The following is a 16379-nucleotide window of genomic DNA, read 5'->3' on the forward strand; positions in this document are numbered from 1 at the left end:
GGTCGGACGACGACTCTGCCGAGGGAGCCGCAGACCCCGGCCGCGATGGGCCTGTAGCGACATCGCCGGCTGACATTCGTCGCCCCAGGGTGACTGCGACAAGGAGCAGAAGGAGCACTCCGATGACCCGCCTCGTCCATGTGTCCGATGCGATCGCCAGGAAGACGGAGCCGACGACGAGCCCCTCCACGACGGCAGGGATCAACGGCAGAACGGTTCTAAGTGGTGCATCTCGTCGATGAAGCCAGAGTGTGCGAACGCGTCACCCACGATCGCCGGATCAGCAGGGCGCGGGTGGATTCCTTCGCGGGTATGACCGCAGCGATCAAGGCGATCGCCAGTGTGCTCGCACCTGGGAGCGCTGCCTTCGCAGACTCCGACGATCACCGCCGCGACCGCGGACTCAGATCGGGCACACGGCAGCCCCGGCGCTCTTACGCACCGCGTCCTGGCACCGCGAGCTCTCCGGTGAGGTACTGGGCGCGTCCGTATCCGAACGACCAGTCTTCGGGGCCGTTCTCGACGTAGCCGATGAACACGTCTGCTCCGGCGACGCCGACCTTCTCGAGCCGGCTGGCGATCTCCGCGTATAGTCTCTGCTTCTGCTCGGCGGTGCGGCCGCGCTGCGTGAAGATTTGCACGATCACCGGGTCGGTGCGCTCGAACCCGAGGCCGGCGTCCTCGGCGATGATCGTGGCCGCCGGGCGGGGCGCGTGAATCTGGAACCGGTCGCGTTCGGGGATGCCGTAGACGGCGACGATCGCGTCGTGCACCGCCGCGCCCAACTGCGCGGCGTCACGGTGTTCGCTGTAGTCGATGCGGACGAGAGGCATGATCCTCCTGGAATGCGTGATGGGCGGTGAGGCGGCTCAGCGTTGGAGAGCGTTCCTGGTCATCACCGGTCGCCGTGGTGGGAGCGGAGAGCCTCGACCACGAGGGCGTGGTCTTCGTGCATCTCGAGCCCGCTGACGCCGACCGCGCCCACGAGGGCGCCGCGGACGCGGATCGGCACAGCACCGCCCGCGGCGGCGTACAGTTGCGGGTCCAGGTGCGCGTCGGTCTCGAAGCTCTCCCCGGCGGCGAGATACTGCGCGTGCACGGTGAGGCTGGAGTGCCCGTAATGGCGCACGACCCGGAACTTGCGGTCGAGCCACGCGTCGTTGAGAGCGGCGGCACCTGTCGTGCCGACGTGGAACGCACGTTGTTCGCCCAGGACGATGCCGATCCCGATCCCGAGAGCGCGTTCGACGGCGACGGTGCGCAGCGAGACGCCGAGCGCCCACGCATCGTCGAGGCTGAACCGGTCGAAGTCGAGCTCTCGTTCTTCGGCGAGGAGCACCTCGACAAGCCCTGCCGCATCGACGGAGCGGTAGCGCGCAGCCGCGCCGACGTGCGGGGTGCTCATGCGGTGTGCATCGCGACGAGCTCGCGCAGGCGGGTGAGCTGGTGGCGGGCGGAGTCCTCCCACCGCTCATCCTCGGCGAAGACGTTCGAGACGATGATCGCGTCCTCGCGGTCGAGGAACCCGGTCGCTCCGAGCGTCGCGAACAGCGTCTCCCAGTCCACGTCGCCGGCGCCGAGGTCGAGGTGCTGGTGCACGCGGGCGGCGTTGCCGGGCGGGTTGCTGATGTAGCGCAGACCATGCGAGCGATGGTGGTCGAAGGTGTCGGCCGCGTACACGGCGCCCAGCCGGAGGCCGATCTCCGGCAGCAGCGTGGCGGCGCGGTCGCCGTAGTGGAACGTGTGCGACCCGACGTACACGAACCCGACGTGCGGGTTGTTGAGTCCGCGGATCACTCGCCATGCTTCCAGCCCGTCTTCGACGAAGTCGTCGGGGTGCGGGTCGATATTGAGCGTGATGCCCTCTCGCTCCAGGTCGGGCAGCAGCTCTTCCATCGACTGGTAGAACGCCGCCTCGCTGTCCTCTGCCCGCTCCGGGCGTCCGCTGAACTCGGTGTTGATCACGGTGACCTCGAGCTCGGCGGCGAGCTGGATCACGCGACGGAAGTTCCGCACCGCGGCGGCGCGCTGTGCCTCGTCGGGCCAGCTGATCCGCTGCACCGGCAGCAGCGACGTGATCGTCACGCCGGCGTCCGCCACGCGCTTGCGCAGCGCGGCGACCAGCTGGTCGTCCGCCTTGGGGTGGCGGAAGAACGGCGAGAAGTCGGCGTGCGGGGTGAGCTGGAAGTGCTCGAACCCAAGCCGGGCGACGACGTCGGGGAACTCCAGCAGCGGGAACTCGTGATGCAGTGGGGTCGGGTCGTAGGCGATCTTCACCATGTCGGTCTCCTGTCGGGTCGCGGATCGGGTTGAGCGGCGGTGCTCAACCCAGCAGCGGGCGCTGGGCCTTCTGCTGTTCGAGGTACTCGGTGCGGGCACGCTGGGTGGACTCCAGCGTCGAGACCTCGGGAACGGGCACGTCCCACCAGCCGGCGCCGTCGGGCGCGTAGATCAGCGGGTCGCTGTTGATGTGGATGAACGTGGATCGGTCGGACGCCTTCGCACGCGCGACCGCGGCCTTCAGGTCGTCGATCGCAGACGCCCCGGGGGCGACCTCGATGACGTCGAGGCCGTAGCTGCGGGCGTTCATGGCGAGGTCGACGGGCAGGATCTTCTCGCCCTGGAAGTTGCGCGCCTCGCCGTCGTACTCGCGATACCAGGTGCCGAACCGCTCGGAGCCGACCGTCTCGGACAGGTGCCCGATCGACGCGTATCCGTGGTTCTGGATCAGCACGACGATCACCTTGATGCCCTCGGCGACCGCGGTGACGAGCTCGGTGTTGAGCATCAGGTACGACCCGTCGCCGACCATGACGATCACGTCCCGATCGTCCCCTGCCGCGACGAGGCCGCGCTTGACTCCGATGCCGCCGGCGATCTCGTACCCCATGCACGAGAACGCGTACTCGACGTGATAGCCGAGCGCGTCGCGCACGCGCCACAGCTTGTGCAGGTCGCCAGGAAGGGAGCCGGCCGCCTGGACGACGACGTCCTCCGGTGCGCTGGCCTGCTGCACCGCGCCGATGATCTCGGGCTGGCCGGGCAGCGCCAGGCCGGACGGCGCGAACGCCGCGTCGACCGTGGCGTCCCACTCGGCCTTCTCCCGGGCGATGCGCCCCGCGTACCCGGCGTCGACGCGCAGCCCGGCGAGTGCCTCAGTGAGCTCGACGATCGCCTCGCGGGCGTCGGCCACGACGGGCAGCTGGGTGCCGTGCTTGTACGCGTCGAACGGCGCGACGTTGATGTTCACGAAGGTGACGTCGGGGTTCTGGAACGCGGTGCGGCTGGCAGTGGTGAAGTCGCTGTACCGGGTGCCGATGCCGATGATCACGTCGGCCTCGGCGGCGAGCCGGTTCGCGGCAAGGGCGCCGGTGGCGCCGACGCCGCCGAGGTACTGCGGGTGGTCCCAGGTCAGCACGCCGCCGCCGGCCTGCGAGGTGCCCACGGGGATTCCGGTCGCCTCGACGAGCGCACGCAGCTCGTTCTCGGCGTCGGAGTACAGCACACCGCCGCCGGCGACGATGAACGGGCGCTTTCCGGCGCGGATCGCCGCTGCGGCACGAGCGATCGCGTCGCGGTCGGGACGGGGGCGGCGGATGTGCCACTCGCGGGGCTGGAGGAACTCCACGGGCACGTCGAGCGCCTCGGCCTGGACGTCCTCTGGCAGCGCGATCGTGACCGCGCCGGTCTCGACCGGGTCGGTCAGCACCCGCAGCGCGGCGAGGGCGATGGAGTACAGCTGCTCGGGGCGCTGCACGCGGTCGAAGAACCGCGACACGGGACGGAACGCGTCGGTGACCTGGACGCCCAGGTCGTGCGGGTGCTCGATCTGCTGCAGCACCGGATCGGCGACGCGGGTGGCGAAGGTGTCGCTGGGCAGCAGCAGCGCCGGCAGCCGGTTCGAGGTCGCCACCGCGGCGCCGGTGAGCATGTTCGCCGCGCCCGGGCCGACCGAGGCGGCCGAAGCGTACGTGCCGCGGCGGCGGTGGATGCGAGCGTAGCCGACGGACTGATGAACCATCGCCTGCTCATTGCGGGCCTGGTAGTACGGCATCAGGTCGGGGCTCTCGACGTTGAGCTGCTTGAGCGCCTGCCCGATGCCGGCGACGTTGCCGTGCCCGAAGATGCCGAACACGCCGGGGATCGTCCGCTCCCGGACGATCCCGTCGACCGTCCACTGGTTGGCCAGGAACTCGATGAGCGCCTGGCTCACGGTCATGCGCTTCGTCGAGCCCATCAACGCAGTCCTTCCTCGTCGGTGTAAGGCAGTCGGTGATCCAGTTCCTGCCCGCTCCAGGTGTCGCGCACCCATGCGTGCGCGGGGTCGTCGGTGATGAGCCAGTCCCGCTCAGGATCGGGCCCGGCCATCACGTTGAGGTAGTAGAGGTCGTAGCCGGGGGCCGCCACCGCCGGCCCGTGATACCCATACGGGACCAGGGCGATGTCGCCGGTGCGGACCTGCGCGTTGATGTCGATCTGCCCGGCCGGCGACGAGTAGGTGCTGAACATCCCGAACGCCGATTCGCGCGCGGCACCGGAGCCGCGCACCGGGGCGGACTCGAAGTAGTAGATCTCCTCCAGGCGGGTCTCATGACCCGGGACGCGCTCGTCGTGCTTGTGCGGCGGGTAGGACGACCAGTTCTCGGCGGGAGTGATGACCTCGCACACGATCAGCCGCGCCGCATCCAGCGCCTGTGGGGTGCCGAAGTTGTGCACCTGCCGGCTGGAGCGCCCCGCGCCGCGCAACTCGACCGGCACATCCTGCACGGGCACGTAACGGCTGGGGCGAACGGCCTGTGTCGGGGAGGTCGCGACGGCGACCCGCCCAGCGCCGGTGAGCTCGGCGGTCGCGGCGGCGGACAGGTACAGCACGTCGGTCGGGCCGTCGAACACCGACGCACGCCCCGTCAGCCGGGTCGTCTGAGTGCGGGCGTCCTCGGAGTACGCGACCGTGAACGAGCCCGCCAGGGGCACGATGATCCGCTCGACGCCGGTCTGCGCGAGATCAAGTCTCTGTCCGCCCGTCACCTCGGCGACGCGGATGCCGGTGTGCGCCCAGCCGGGCGTGGTCTCGTCGACGACGCTCTCCCACCCGTCTTGGGCGAGATCTCCCTTGCGGTGGAACCAGCGCTGGTCGGTGGTGCTCATGCGTCTCTCTCGGATTCGGTGGCGGAGGTGGCGGGCGCGGCGCCGCGGCCCGGCCGCATCATGGTCCTGATGCGATCATGCCGGGCCGCGGCACAAGGGTGAGGGCGGCTCAGTCGTTCTGGGGGAAGCCCAGGTTGATGCCGCCGTGCGTGGCGGGGTCGAGCCAGCGGCTGGTGACCGCCTTCTCGCGGGTGAAGAAGTCGAAGCCGTGCACGCCGTACGCCTTCGCGTCGCCGAACAGCGACTGCTTCCATCCGCCGAACGAGTGGTACGCCACCGGCACCGGGATGGGCACGTTGATGCCGATCATGCCGACCTGGATCTCGTTCTGGAACCGGCGGGCGGCTCCCCCGTCGTTCGTGAAGATCGCCGTGCCGTTGCCGAACTGGCCGGAGTTGATCAGGTCCACGCCCTCGGCGAAGGTCTTCACGCGCACGACCGACAGCACCGGTCCGAAGATCTCCTCGGTGTAGGCGCGGGAGGTCAGCGGCACCTCGTCCAGCAGCGTCGGGCCGAAGAAGAACCCGTCCTCGTGCCCGGGCACGGTCAGGCCGCGGCCGTCGACGACGACCTTCGCACCGTCTGCCTCGGCGATATCGACGTAGCCCGACACCTTCTCCCTGTGCTGGGCGGAGATCAGCGGTCCCAGGTCGGGCTCGACGCCGTCCTGGCCGGCGCCGTTGCCGACACGGAGCTTCGCGATCCGCTCCTGGATCTTCTCGATCAGCTCGTCGGCGGCCGGCTCGACCGCGAGGACGACCGAGATGGCCATGCATCGCTCGCCCGCGGCGCCGTAGCCGGCGTTGACGGCCTGGTCGGCGACGAGGTCGAGGTCTGCGTCGGGCAGGACCAGCATGTGGTTCTTCGCGCCGCCGAGCGCCTGCACGCGCTTGCCGTGCTTGGACGCCGTCTCGTAGATGTACTGCGCGATCGGGGTGGAGCCGACGAAGGAGATCGACTGCACGCGGGGGTCGGTGAGCAGCCCGTCCACGGCGAGCTTGTCGCCCTGCAGCACGGTGAACACGCCGTCGGGGAGACCGGCTTCCTTCCACAGCGCGGCGAGCCACAGCGCCGCGGAGGGGTCCTTCTCCGACGGCTTGACGACGACGGCGTTGCCGGCGGCGATCGCGACGGGGAAGAACCACATCGGCACCATCGCGGGGAAGTTGAACGGAGAGATGATGCCCACCACCCCGAGCGGCTGCTTCAGCGAGTACACGTCGATCCCGGTCGACGCGTTCTCCGAGAACGCACCCTTGATCAGGTGCGGGAACCCCGTCGCGAGCTCCACGACCTCCTGGCCACGCAGGATCTCACCCATCGCATCCGACACCACCTTGCCGTGCTCCGCGGTGATGATCTCCGCCAGCTCGCGCTTGCGCGCGTTCAGCAGCTCGCGGAACGCGAACAGCACGGTCTGGCGCTTGGCGATCGAGAACCGCGACCACATCTCGAAGCCGCGCTGCGCCGAGGCGATCGCCGCCTCGACCTCGGCCTCATCGGCGAGGGCCACATCAGCGGTCACGACGCCGGTGGCGGGGTTGTACACGGGGGCGGTGCGTCCGCTGGTCGAGGGGGCCTCGGCGCCGTCGATCCAGTGCGAGATGACGCGCGGCGAGAGGCGGGCAGCCTCGGTGTCGGGCAGTTCGGTGGTGTTGGTGCTCATGGTGAGGTTCCTTCGGATCGTTGCGGATCGGCGGTCAGAGAGCCGGGTGGACGAGCGACGCGGCCACGTCGACGGCGGCAGCGACGTCGTCGTCCGGCGGGTAGAGGAGCGTGCGGCCGACGACGAGGCCGCGCACGCCGGGCAGCGCGAGCGCGGCCTGCCAGGAGGCGTAGGTCTCGTCGGGGCTGGTGTCGGCGTCGCCACCGAGCAACAGGGTGGGCAGAGTGGTCGCGTCGAGCACCCGCTCCATCTCGGCCACGACGGGCAGCTTCAGCCACGTGTAGGACGAGTCCACGCCGAGGCCGGATGCGATCGCCACCGACCGGATCACCCCGTCGGTGGACAGATCGTTCACGATGCGCCCATCGACCCACTCGGACAGGAACGGCTCGAGCATCAGCGGCACCTTGGCCCGCGCCGCGGCGGTGACGGCGTTCGCCGTCGCCTCGAGGGTGCGCGCAGTGGCGGCATCGGCGAGGTTGACGCGGACGAGGAGCTTGGCCATGTCCAGGCCCGCCTCGACCGTGCGGGCGATGTCGTGGCCGGTGAAGCGGTCGTCCATCTCGAACACGGCGCCGCGCAGGCCGCCACGATTGAGGGAGGACACGGCGATCTTGCCGTCGAGGACACCCAGCACCGCCAGGTCGTCGAGGATGTCCGGGGTCCCCAGCACACCGTCCACGCCCGGCCGCGACAGGGCAAGGGTGAGGCGGCGCAACAGGTCGGTGCGGCTGGCCATCGCCATCGCATCCTGCCGCACGCCGAGAGCGCCGCGAGCGGGGTGATCGGCGGCGACGATGAACATGCGGCCGTCGCCGCCGAGCAGGTCGCGGCGCGTGCGTGCCCGGTAGGCGTCGGCGATCGCGCCCGGCCGTTCGGCCCGCAGCTGCCGCACGCGGGCGATCTCGGCGTCCGTGGCGACCAACGCGGGACGGTGGACGGTGTCAGCCTGCGACATGGACGGCCCTTTCCATGAGCTGCTCGACCTCCGCGGTGGTGGGCATCGCGGTGGAGCACTCCCGGCGACTGGCGACGACCGCACCGGCGATGTTCGCGAAGCGCAGGATGCGCTCCAGCGGCCATTCCTGCAGCAGCCCATAGCACAGCGCGCCGCCGAAGCCGTCCCCGGCGCCGAGGCCGTTGACGACGTCGACCGGGTACGGAGGCACCTCCACCGTCTCGTCTTTCGTCTTGGCGAGAACCCCGCGGGGACCCTGCTTCACGATCGCGAGTTCGAGGCCCCGCTCCAGCAGAGCGTCGGCGGCGCGGTGAGGATCGGTCTCGCCGACGGCGATCTCGCACTCCTCCCTGTTGCCGACCGCGACGGTCACCTTCTCCAATGCGCGCGCGACCTGGGCGGTCGCGGCTTCCTGCGTCGACCAGAACATCGGCCGATAGTCGAGGTCGAGGATCGTGCGCGGCGCGCGTCCGCGGGCCTCCCACGCGGTGTGGTGGGCGGTGCGGCTCGGGTCCTGCGACAGGCCCGTGACCGTCGACCAATACACGCGGGCACGGGATATCGCGCCGATGTCGAGGTGCTGGTTGTTGAGCACCAGGTCGGGGGCGATCGGGTCGCGGTAGAAGTACAGCGGGAAGTCGTCCGGCGGGAAGATCTCGCAGAACGTCACCGGCGTCTTCAGGCGGTCCACCGTCGCCACGTACCGGTCGTCGACGCCCAAGCGCTGCAGCTCGAGGTGCGCGAAGCGCCCGAACGGGTCGTCCCCGGTGGCGGTGATCACCGCAGAGTGCAGTCCGTGACGGGCCGCGGCGATCGAGACGTTCGTGGCACTGCCGCCGAGGAACTTCCCGAACGTCTCCACGTCCTCCAGGCCCACCCCGTCCTGCAGGGGGTAGATATCGACACCGATCCGCCCGATCGTCAGTACGTCGTAAGGGGTACTGCTCATGACGTCCCTCCTTTCCCGGCCACGTTGACGCGACTCACACTTTGTCCTATCAACCTAACATAAATCATCATGTCCGGTAGAACGCGGGGCGGTCAGGGGACGCCACCGCGATCCGGTCGCCTTGCTCGAGCGCAATGACGCCGGCCTCGCAGGCGAGCGCGACGAGGTATCCGTCCCAGGCGCTCGGGCCGTCCACGAGAACTCCTGCACGTACGGCGTCGACCCAGCGTTGCAGCTGGGTGTCGTAGGCATCAGCGAACCGCGTTGCGAAGCTCGTATGGTCGGCGACCCGGAATGAACCGTCGCGCCACTGCTGCAATCCGCGAGGTTCGCCGATGCGGGCGAGACCGTTCTCGAAGACCGCCTGCGTGGCGACCTGGTAGCCGAACCCGACGCTGACGTTCATCTCCACGTCGACCAGTACGTCATTCTCCAGCTCGAACAGCACGAGGATCGGCTCACGCAGGTGTCGCGGGGATCGACCGTTCCTGCGCGGATGCCTGACCTCGACACTGCGGACGGCGGCGCCCGCGAGCCACGGTGCCACGTCGAACTCGTGCACCACGGAGTCGTTGATGAGCATCTGCTGCGTGTACGAGTCGGGCACAGAGGGGTTGCGGTGAACGCAGCGCAGCATAAGCAGCTCGCCGGCGTCCTTGGACGCGATGAGCTCGCGCAACTCCGCGTACTCGCGGTCGAACCGGCGCATGAACCCGACCTGGATGTGCGGACGGTCCAGCTGCTGTTCGCGTTCGAGGATCCGAAGCGCTGATGCGGAGTCCGGGGTGAGCGGCTTCTCGCACAGCACCGGGAGCCCCGCGTCGAGCGCCGGGAGCAGGACCTGCTCGTGGAAGCGTCCGGGCGTGGCCACGAGCACCGCGTCGACCAGCCCCGCGTCAAGGGCATCCTCGACGCGGGGAAAGACGCGGGCGCCCGTTTCAGCCGCGACGGCGGATCCACGCTCCGTGTCGGGCTCGACGATGGCGGTCACCTCGGCGCCGACGATCCGGTGGGTGATGCGGGAGACGTGATCCGCCCCCATAAGGCCGGCGCCGACGACGCCGATCCGAACCTGATGCGTCATCGCTCGGTCACTTCCGCAGCGTGATCGTGCCGGTGAGGCGGGCGAGGTCGGCTTCCAGCTCGGCCATCGCCTCGCCACCGGCCATGAGGTCCGTGATCTGCTCGCGCGTGCGCTCACCTTTACGGAACCCGTCGGCCCTGCGGCCGTGGATGAGCACGGCGAACTGGTCTCCGACCGCCATGGCGTGGGTCACGTTATGCGTCACGAAGATCACGGCGATGCCCTGAGCGCGCGCCTGCATGATGAGGCGGAGGACGTGCGTAGCCTGCTTCACTCCGAGCGCGGACGTCGGCTCGTCGAGGATGAGGACCTTCGCACCGAAGTAGACGGCGCGGGCGATGGCGAGCGACTGCCGCTCACCGCCGGACAGCGCTCCGGCCAGGCGGGTGCCGTCGGTGACGCGGGTGATTCCGAGCTTCTGCATCTCGCGGACGGTGATCTCACCGGCCTTCTTCTGGTCGAAGAACCGGAAGGGCCAGAACCCTTTCGTCGGTTCCTTCCCGACGAAGAAGTTGCGCGCGACGGACATCAGCGGGAACGTGCCGCCGTACTGGTGTACGGTCGCGATGCCGACGTCGCCGGCGTCCTTGGGACTGTCGAACACAACCGGCTCGCCGTTGACACTCAACGTGCCGGAGCTGGGCTTGTGCACGCCGGAGAGCACCTTGATGAGTGTCGACTTGCCGGCGCCGTTGTCGCCGAGCAGGCACAGCACCTCGCCGGCGTTCACCTCGAGGGAGATGTCACTGAGGGCAATGTTCCCGGCGAACGACTTGGAGACGCCGCGGAGGGTGAGCAATGGATTCGTCATGATCTGTTTCCCAACTTCGCGGTCTTGACCTTGCCGCCGCTGAGCGCGAGGCGACGGAAGGTGTTGTTCATGAGGACGGCGGCCAGCAACAGGATGCCGAGGATCAGGGAGGCCCAGTCCGAGTTCCAGCCGGTGTAGTAGATGCCCTGGTTCACGATCGCAAAGGTCAGGCAGCCGAGCATGACGCCGACGACGGATCCGTATCCGCCGGTCAGCAGCACACCGCCAACGACGACCGCGATGATCGAGTTGAACACGAACGACTGCCCGGTGCCGGTCTGGGCTCCGTTGTAGAGCAACGTCTGGATGATGCCGACGAGCGACGCGCCGACGCTGGTGGAGACGAACAGGGCGATCTTCGTGCCGGCGACGGGGATTCCCGAGGCGCGCGCGCTGACCGCGTCGCCGCCGATCGCGAAGATCCAGTTGCCGTACTTCGTCATCTGCAGGATCCAGGCCACGACGACGGCGATGCCGACAGCCCAGAAGATCGCGACTTCGAACTGGCCGTTGATCAACGTGCCGAACAGAACCTTGAAGAACGGGTCGGCGGGGATCGGGATGCTCGTGCTGCCGGTCAGCACGCGAGCCAGACCCAGGGTGAGACCTGCGAGAGCGAACTGCATCGCGAGCGTCACGATGAAGGAGGGGACGTTCGTACGGGACACCATGAGGCCGTTCACCAGGCCGGTGAGCACGCCGAGGGCGAGGGCAGCGAGGACCCCGACGATCATCGGCAGCCCCCAGGTGCCGGAGACGACCGCGAGGATGACGGAGCTGCTCGCAACCACAGACCCGACGGACAGGTCGAACTCGCCGGCGATCATCAGCAGGGCGACCGGCAGCGCGATGATCGCGAGCTCCGCGGCGATGTTGAGCCAGCTTGCGACGCCGCCGGAAGAGAGGAACTGCTGTCCGCCGAAGATCGCGAAGAACACGAACACCAGCAGAGTGCCCACCAGCGCGCCGGTCTCGGGCCGGCGGAAGAAGTCGCCGGGGGTGCGCTGGCGAAGGAAGATCGTGGATGTCGTCGGGTTCGCGGAGTCGGAGGACGTTCCGCTTCCGCGCGAAGGGGCTTGCGTGGTCATGGCTCTGCTTTCTCAGGGATGATGAAGGTCGACGGCTCCGGGGGCGGCAGATCGGCTCGCTGCCCCCGGAGACCGGTCAGCGGACGCCGAGGTCAGCGCCGGAGATGGCCGTGTCGACGTTCGAGGCGTCGATGAGCGCCGGCCCGGTCAGCAGCGGGTTCTGCGGAAGCTGAATCCCGTACGCGGCGAACTGGAACGCGGCCGAGACCGCGTAGTAGCCCTGCGCATAACCCTGCTGGTCGATCGCGAACAGCTGCGTGCCGGCGGAGATGCGGTCGAGGGATTCGGCGTCGAAGTTCTGACCGCCGAGCTGCACCGTACCGGTGAGACCCGCCTGGTCGATGCCGCTCGCGGCCGCGTTCGTGTCCGCCTGTCCGGGGGTGAAGATGGCGTCGATCGTGGTGTCCTGCAGCAGCGCGCCCTTGATCGCCTGGGCTACGGCGGTCGGGTCGCCGAACTGCGAGGTCGGCAGGGCCAGCTCGGTATACTTCGCCCCGCCAGGCTCTGCTCCTTCCTTCACCCCACGGCAGCGGGCGTCGGCGTTGGTCGTGCCGGGCAGGGTGTTGACGCACACCGCATGCTGGGCCCCGGCTGCGGCGAAGGTCTCACCGGCGAGCTTGCCCGACTCGTAGTCGTCGGAGCCGATGTACGCCTCGGCGCCGACCGTCTCGACCTCGTCGATGCCGGTGTTGTAAAGGAAGACAGGGATGCCCTTGTCGGTGATCCTCTTGATGGCGTCGTTCTGCGCTTCGGGCGCCCAGTCGGGGATGATGGCCGCGCTCGGGTTCAGCGCGTCGATGTTGGAGACGAGTTTCGCGGCGTCTGCGTTGAAGTTGTCGTAATTGGGCATGGCGAGGAATGTCACCGAACCGCCGGCGGCTTCCACGGCCTCCGCCGCGGCCTCGCCGCCGCGCTTGACGGTCGACCAGAACGGGTCGTCGGTCGCTCCGCCCATCACGACGATGGAGATGCCGTCCCCACCGCCGGTCGTGGCGGTGTCATCGGTCTGCGCGGGCGCAGCGTCGCCAGAGCATCCGGCGAGCAGGAGCCCGGCGGCGGCGGCCCCCGCGGCGAGGACCATCCGGGTCCGCGAGCGAGTGGGCCGGTCTTTGGGCAGGTGTTCATCGAGCGAGGTGGTGTCCATCCCGCGCTCCCTTCATTGGGTGCTGCCGCATTCCGCGGCGATCTGCGTTGATCTGGCCGCTATAGTTCCATATGTCCGCACATATGGACAACAGTTTTATTTCGGCGATGCCGAACTGTGACCGACTCGACGGGGAGATGGCATGAACGTCCGCATCGGATTGATCGGCTACGGCGTCGGGGGCCGCCTGTTCCACGCTCCCTACATCACCGCGGCTCGCGACTGCGAGTTCGCAGGGATCGTGACGCGTTCGCCCGACCGGGTCGCGCAGGCCCGGGCCGATCATCCCGGCGTCCCCGTGTACGGATCGCTCGGCGAGATGACGGCCGCCGGGCTGGATGCGGTGACGGTGTCCACTCCCCCGCGCACCCGGCGCGAGCTGGTGCTCGAGGCGGTCGGGCTCGGCCTGGCTGTGCTCGCGGACAAGCCGTTCGCGCCGTCCGCACAGGCGGGGCGCGAGCTCGTCGAAGCCGCCGAGGCGGCCGGGGTGCTGCTGAACGTGTTCCACAACCGCCGCTGGGACGCCGACATCGTCACGGCGCGGAAAGTCCTCGACTCCGGCGCTCTGGGGGCGGTGACGCGCCTGGATCTGCGGTGCGACCAGGACGATCCGTCGACGCTCGAGGCGGGCCCGGACGGCGGACTGCTGCGCGACCTGGGCAGTCATGTCGTCGATCAGGCCCTGCACCTGCTCGGGCCCGCCCGGCAGGTGTTCGCCCAGCTGGATGAGAGCGTCCTGGCGTCGGGGAAGACCGACGTCGGGTTCACGATCACGATCGTCCACGACGGCGGGACGCATTCCCACGTGTCGGCCAGCAAGGTCAACGGTCTCGAATCACGGGAGCTGCGGCTGCTGGGCGAGCAGGGCTCCTACGTGTCCGACTATCGCGACGTGCAGGTCGATGCGATCCGGACGGGACAGTTCCCCGCGCAGGCGCGGGACACGTGGGGGTATGAGCAGGAGGTCCGGTGGGGTGTCCTCGCTGCCGGTGGGAAGCGGCGGCCGGTGCCGTCTGAGCAGGGCGACTACACCGCACTGTACGAGGCGTTCGCGCAGGCCGTCCGATCCGGTAGCGGTGGCCCCGTTCCCGCCCTCGAGGGCGTCGCCGTGCTGGAGGTGCTGGACGCGGCTCGCCGCAGCGCGCAGACCGGGCAGGTCGTCTCGATCTGACCGGGATCTGGGATCAGGGCGCTGCGGCGGTGGTCCCGCGCACGACCAGCACGGGGTCGAGGGCAAGCCGGACGACGTCCCCGTTCCCGCCGGCCATGCGCGCCCGGAGCAGCTGCCCGGCCTCCCGGCCCACGCCGAAGCTGTCGTCGTCGACGGTGGTCAGGTCGATCAGGCGGGTGCGGGCGAGCGAGGTGTTGTCGTAACCGACGATGGACAGCCGCCCCGGCACGTCGATGCCCCGCTGGCGGGCCGCCCCGAGCGCACCGAGGGCCATGACGTCGTTCACGGCGAAGATCGCGGTGACCTCGGGATGTTCAGCCAGGACCCTGACGGTGCTGTCGAACCCGGCGTGCTCGGTCGCGGGCCCTCCGTAGTCGGTGGCGACGACCCTGCCGCCGGCAGCGCGTATGACCTCCTCGAATCCGCGTCGACGCGCGGCTGCCGCTCCTCCCCCGGCCGACAAGTGCGCCACGATCCGGTGGCCGAGGGCGAGCAGGTACTCCGCGGCGAGGCGCGCACCGGCGGTGTCGTCGTTGGCGACCGCATCGACGCCCGCCGGGATCCGGTCGCGTGTCCCTGCGACCACCAGGGGCGGCGCGGCGGTCGCGAGCAGCTGCTCCGGGACATCACGGGCGACGACGATCCCGTCGACCCGGGCCGACAGCATCCCCTCGACGGGATCCTCGGCGGCGGGCATCGTCGCGGTGTCGACCACGGTGAGGCGATACCCCTCGGGACCGAGCACATGACCGATGCCGCGGGCGAGGTCGACGAACCACGGGTTGGCGTAGTCGTCGATCAGCACCCCGACCAGCATCGTCCGCCCGGCCGCGAGCTCCGCCGCGGCGCGGCTGGGGCGGTATCCGAGCGAGTCGACAGCGGCTTCGACGGCGGCGCGGGAGGCGTCGCTGACGCGCCCGGAGCCCTGCAGCACCAGTGAGACGAGCGACTTCGACACCCCTGCTTCGCGGGCCACGTCGTAGATGGTCGGCCGTCGCATTGCGGGCCTCCTCCATTCTGACAGAACGGTTATTGACAGGACATATGAACAAGACTAGCGTTCTCGGTTGGAGCGCTCCATTCGGGAGTCTCTCACCGCACCGGCGCCGTGAGGACCGGTCCCGTTCGCATTAGGAGGACTCTGGTGTCCACGTCTCCCATCGGCGTCGCCGTCATCGGCGCCGGCATGGCCGGTAAGGCCCACGCCGCGGCCTACCGCAACGCCCCCAGCCTGTACGAGAGCATCCTGCCGGAGGTGCGCCTGGTCTCCATCGCCGACGCGTACGCGCCGGCGGGCGAGGCGGCGGCGAAGCGCTTCGGATACTCGCGCTTCGACACCTCGTGGCAGGCGATCGCCGAGGCCGACGACGTCGACGTCGTCAGCGTAGTGGTCGCCAACCACCTGCACCGCGAGATCGTCGAGGGACTGCTGGCGGCCGGCAAGCACGTGCTGTGCGAGAAGCCGCTGTCGGACACCCTCGAGGACGCCCGCGCGATGGCGGCCGCGGCCGACAACGCGTCGACCATCGCGCGCATCGGCCTCACCTTCCGCCGCTCCCCCGGCATCGCGTACATCCGCGACCTTGTCCAGTCAGGCCGCCTCGGCAAGGTGCTGCACGTGAGCATCCGCTACTGGACCGACTACGCGTCGGACCCGACGGCGGCGATCAGCTGGCGTTACAAGGGACCGGCCGGATCCGGCGCCCTCGCCGATGTCGGCAGTCACGCCAGCTACCTCGCCGAGTTCCTCGCCGGTCCCGCCGTCGAGGTCAGCGGCGGCCGCTTCAGCACGGTCATCCCGCAGCGCCCGAAGCCGCTGGGCGTGGTGTCGGGGCATGGCCACGCCGCGGTGTCGAACGACTACGAGGCCGTCGAGAACGACGACTACGCGACCTTCTCGCTCGGCTTCGCCAGTGGGGCGGCGGGCACGATCGAGGTCTCGCGCGTCGCCGCGGGGCACCCCAACGATCTGCAGATCGAGGTGTTCTGCGAGAACGGCGCCGCCACCTTCGACCAGTCCAGGCCCTCAGAGATCAGCCTGCACCTCTCCGACGGCCCGGAAGCAGAACGCGGCTACCGCCGCGTTCTGCTCGGCAACCCCCACCCCTACATCGCCGGCGGCATGCCCATCGATGTCTCCGGCGTCGGCTTCGGACAGAACGAGGGCTTCCTGTTCCAGGCGCGCGCCTTCCTGGAGGAGGTCGCGGGGCTCGACGAGTCGGTGTCACTGCCCCGCAACGCCGGCTTCGACGAGGGCGTGCACAACATGGAACTGCTCGCAGCGGTCGCCGAGTCGGCGAGCAACCGCGGCGCGGCCGTGACGATCCCCGCCTCCGCTCTCGCGATCCACTGAGGAACAC

At 69.4% G+C, this 16379-nt stretch carries 15 protein-coding genes; 2 read left to right on the forward strand and 13 right to left on the reverse strand.

The window, feature by feature from the left end:
• Positions 1-434: 434 nt before the first annotated feature.
• From EI169_RS14100 to EI169_RS14155, 12 genes are all read right to left on the reverse strand, one after another.
• Positions 435-833 (reverse strand): tautomerase family protein, encoded by a 399-nt coding sequence (locus EI169_RS14100; protein ID WP_125132907.1) that lies wholly within the window; start codon positions 831-833, stop codon positions 435-437.
• A gap of 62 nt (positions 834-895) precedes the next feature.
• Positions 896-1405 carry a heme-degrading domain-containing protein gene (locus EI169_RS14105; protein WP_125132908.1) on the reverse strand — a complete coding sequence of 170 codons (510 nt, stop codon included), beginning with the start codon at positions 1403-1405 and terminating at the stop codon, positions 896-898.
• Entirely contained in the window at positions 1402-2280 is an 879-nt protein-coding gene (locus EI169_RS14110) for a sugar phosphate isomerase/epimerase family protein (protein ID WP_125132909.1), read from the reverse strand. Before EI169_RS14110 ends, EI169_RS14105 begins: the two co-directional genes overlap by 4 nt.
• 43 nt (positions 2281-2323) lie before the next feature.
• Positions 2324-4237: a 3D-(3,5/4)-trihydroxycyclohexane-1,2-dione acylhydrolase (decyclizing) gene (gene iolD / locus EI169_RS14115; protein WP_125132910.1), complete on the reverse strand. Its 1914-nt coding sequence runs from the start codon at positions 4235-4237 to the stop codon at positions 2324-2326.
• On the reverse strand, positions 4237-5148 hold the full coding sequence (iolB, locus tag EI169_RS14120; protein WP_125132911.1) for a 5-deoxy-glucuronate isomerase: 912 nt from the start codon (positions 5146-5148) through the stop codon (positions 4237-4239). Before iolB ends, iolD begins: the two co-directional genes overlap by 1 nt.
• A 109-nt stretch (positions 5149-5257) precedes the next feature.
• Positions 5258-6814: a CoA-acylating methylmalonate-semialdehyde dehydrogenase gene (locus tag EI169_RS14125; RefSeq protein WP_125132912.1), complete on the reverse strand. Its 1557-nt coding sequence runs from the start codon at positions 6812-6814 to the stop codon at positions 5258-5260.
• Between the two features lie 34 nt (positions 6815-6848).
• On the reverse strand, positions 6849-7772 hold the full coding sequence (locus EI169_RS14130; RefSeq protein ID WP_205783816.1) for a deoxyribose-phosphate aldolase: 924 nt from the start codon (positions 7770-7772) through the stop codon (positions 6849-6851).
• Complete coding sequence (gene iolC, locus EI169_RS14135; RefSeq protein WP_125132913.1) at positions 7759-8721, reverse strand: 5-dehydro-2-deoxygluconokinase; 963 nt, start codon at positions 8719-8721, stop codon at positions 7759-7761. The genes EI169_RS14130 and iolC overlap by 14 nt, the downstream gene beginning before the upstream one ends.
• 67 nt (positions 8722-8788) lie before the next feature.
• On the reverse strand, positions 8789-9805 hold the full coding sequence (locus EI169_RS14140; protein WP_125133499.1) for a Gfo/Idh/MocA family oxidoreductase: 1017 nt from the start codon (positions 9803-9805) through the stop codon (positions 8789-8791).
• Between the two features lie 7 nt (positions 9806-9812).
• Positions 9813-10616: an ATP-binding cassette domain-containing protein gene (locus tag EI169_RS14145; protein ID WP_125132914.1), complete on the reverse strand. Its 804-nt coding sequence runs from the start codon at positions 10614-10616 to the stop codon at positions 9813-9815.
• Positions 10613-11704 carry an ABC transporter permease gene (locus EI169_RS14150; RefSeq protein WP_125132915.1) on the reverse strand — a complete coding sequence of 364 codons (1092 nt, stop codon included), beginning with the start codon at positions 11702-11704 and terminating at the stop codon, positions 10613-10615. The genes EI169_RS14145 and EI169_RS14150 overlap by 4 nt, the downstream gene beginning before the upstream one ends.
• A 76-nt stretch (positions 11705-11780) precedes the next feature.
• Positions 11781-12848, reverse strand: a complete 1068-nt coding sequence (locus tag EI169_RS14155; protein WP_125132916.1) for a substrate-binding domain-containing protein — start codon at positions 12846-12848, stop codon at positions 11781-11783.
• A gap of 142 nt (positions 12849-12990) precedes the next feature.
• Between EI169_RS14155 and EI169_RS14160 the strand changes: the two genes are divergently transcribed.
• Positions 12991-14019 carry a Gfo/Idh/MocA family oxidoreductase gene (locus EI169_RS14160; protein ID WP_125132917.1) on the forward strand — a complete coding sequence of 343 codons (1029 nt, stop codon included), beginning with the start codon at positions 12991-12993 and terminating at the stop codon, positions 14017-14019.
• 13 nt (positions 14020-14032) lie between these two features.
• Here the strand turns inward: EI169_RS14160 and EI169_RS14165 are convergent, their stop codons facing one another.
• Complete coding sequence (locus tag EI169_RS14165; RefSeq protein WP_125132918.1) at positions 14033-15019, reverse strand: LacI family DNA-binding transcriptional regulator; 987 nt, start codon at positions 15017-15019, stop codon at positions 14033-14035.
• 144 nt (positions 15020-15163) lie between these two features.
• Here EI169_RS14165 and EI169_RS14170 point away from each other — a divergent pair, with 144 nt between their 5' ends.
• Positions 15164-16372 carry a Gfo/Idh/MocA family oxidoreductase gene (locus tag EI169_RS14170; protein ID WP_276312884.1) on the forward strand — a complete coding sequence of 403 codons (1209 nt, stop codon included), beginning with the start codon at positions 15164-15166 and terminating at the stop codon, positions 16370-16372.
• Positions 16373-16379 lie beyond the last annotated feature (7 nt).

This window comes from Microbacterium sp. 10M-3C3 (assembly GCF_003931875.1).
GTDB lineage: Bacteria > Actinomycetota > Actinomycetes > Actinomycetales > Microbacteriaceae > Microbacterium.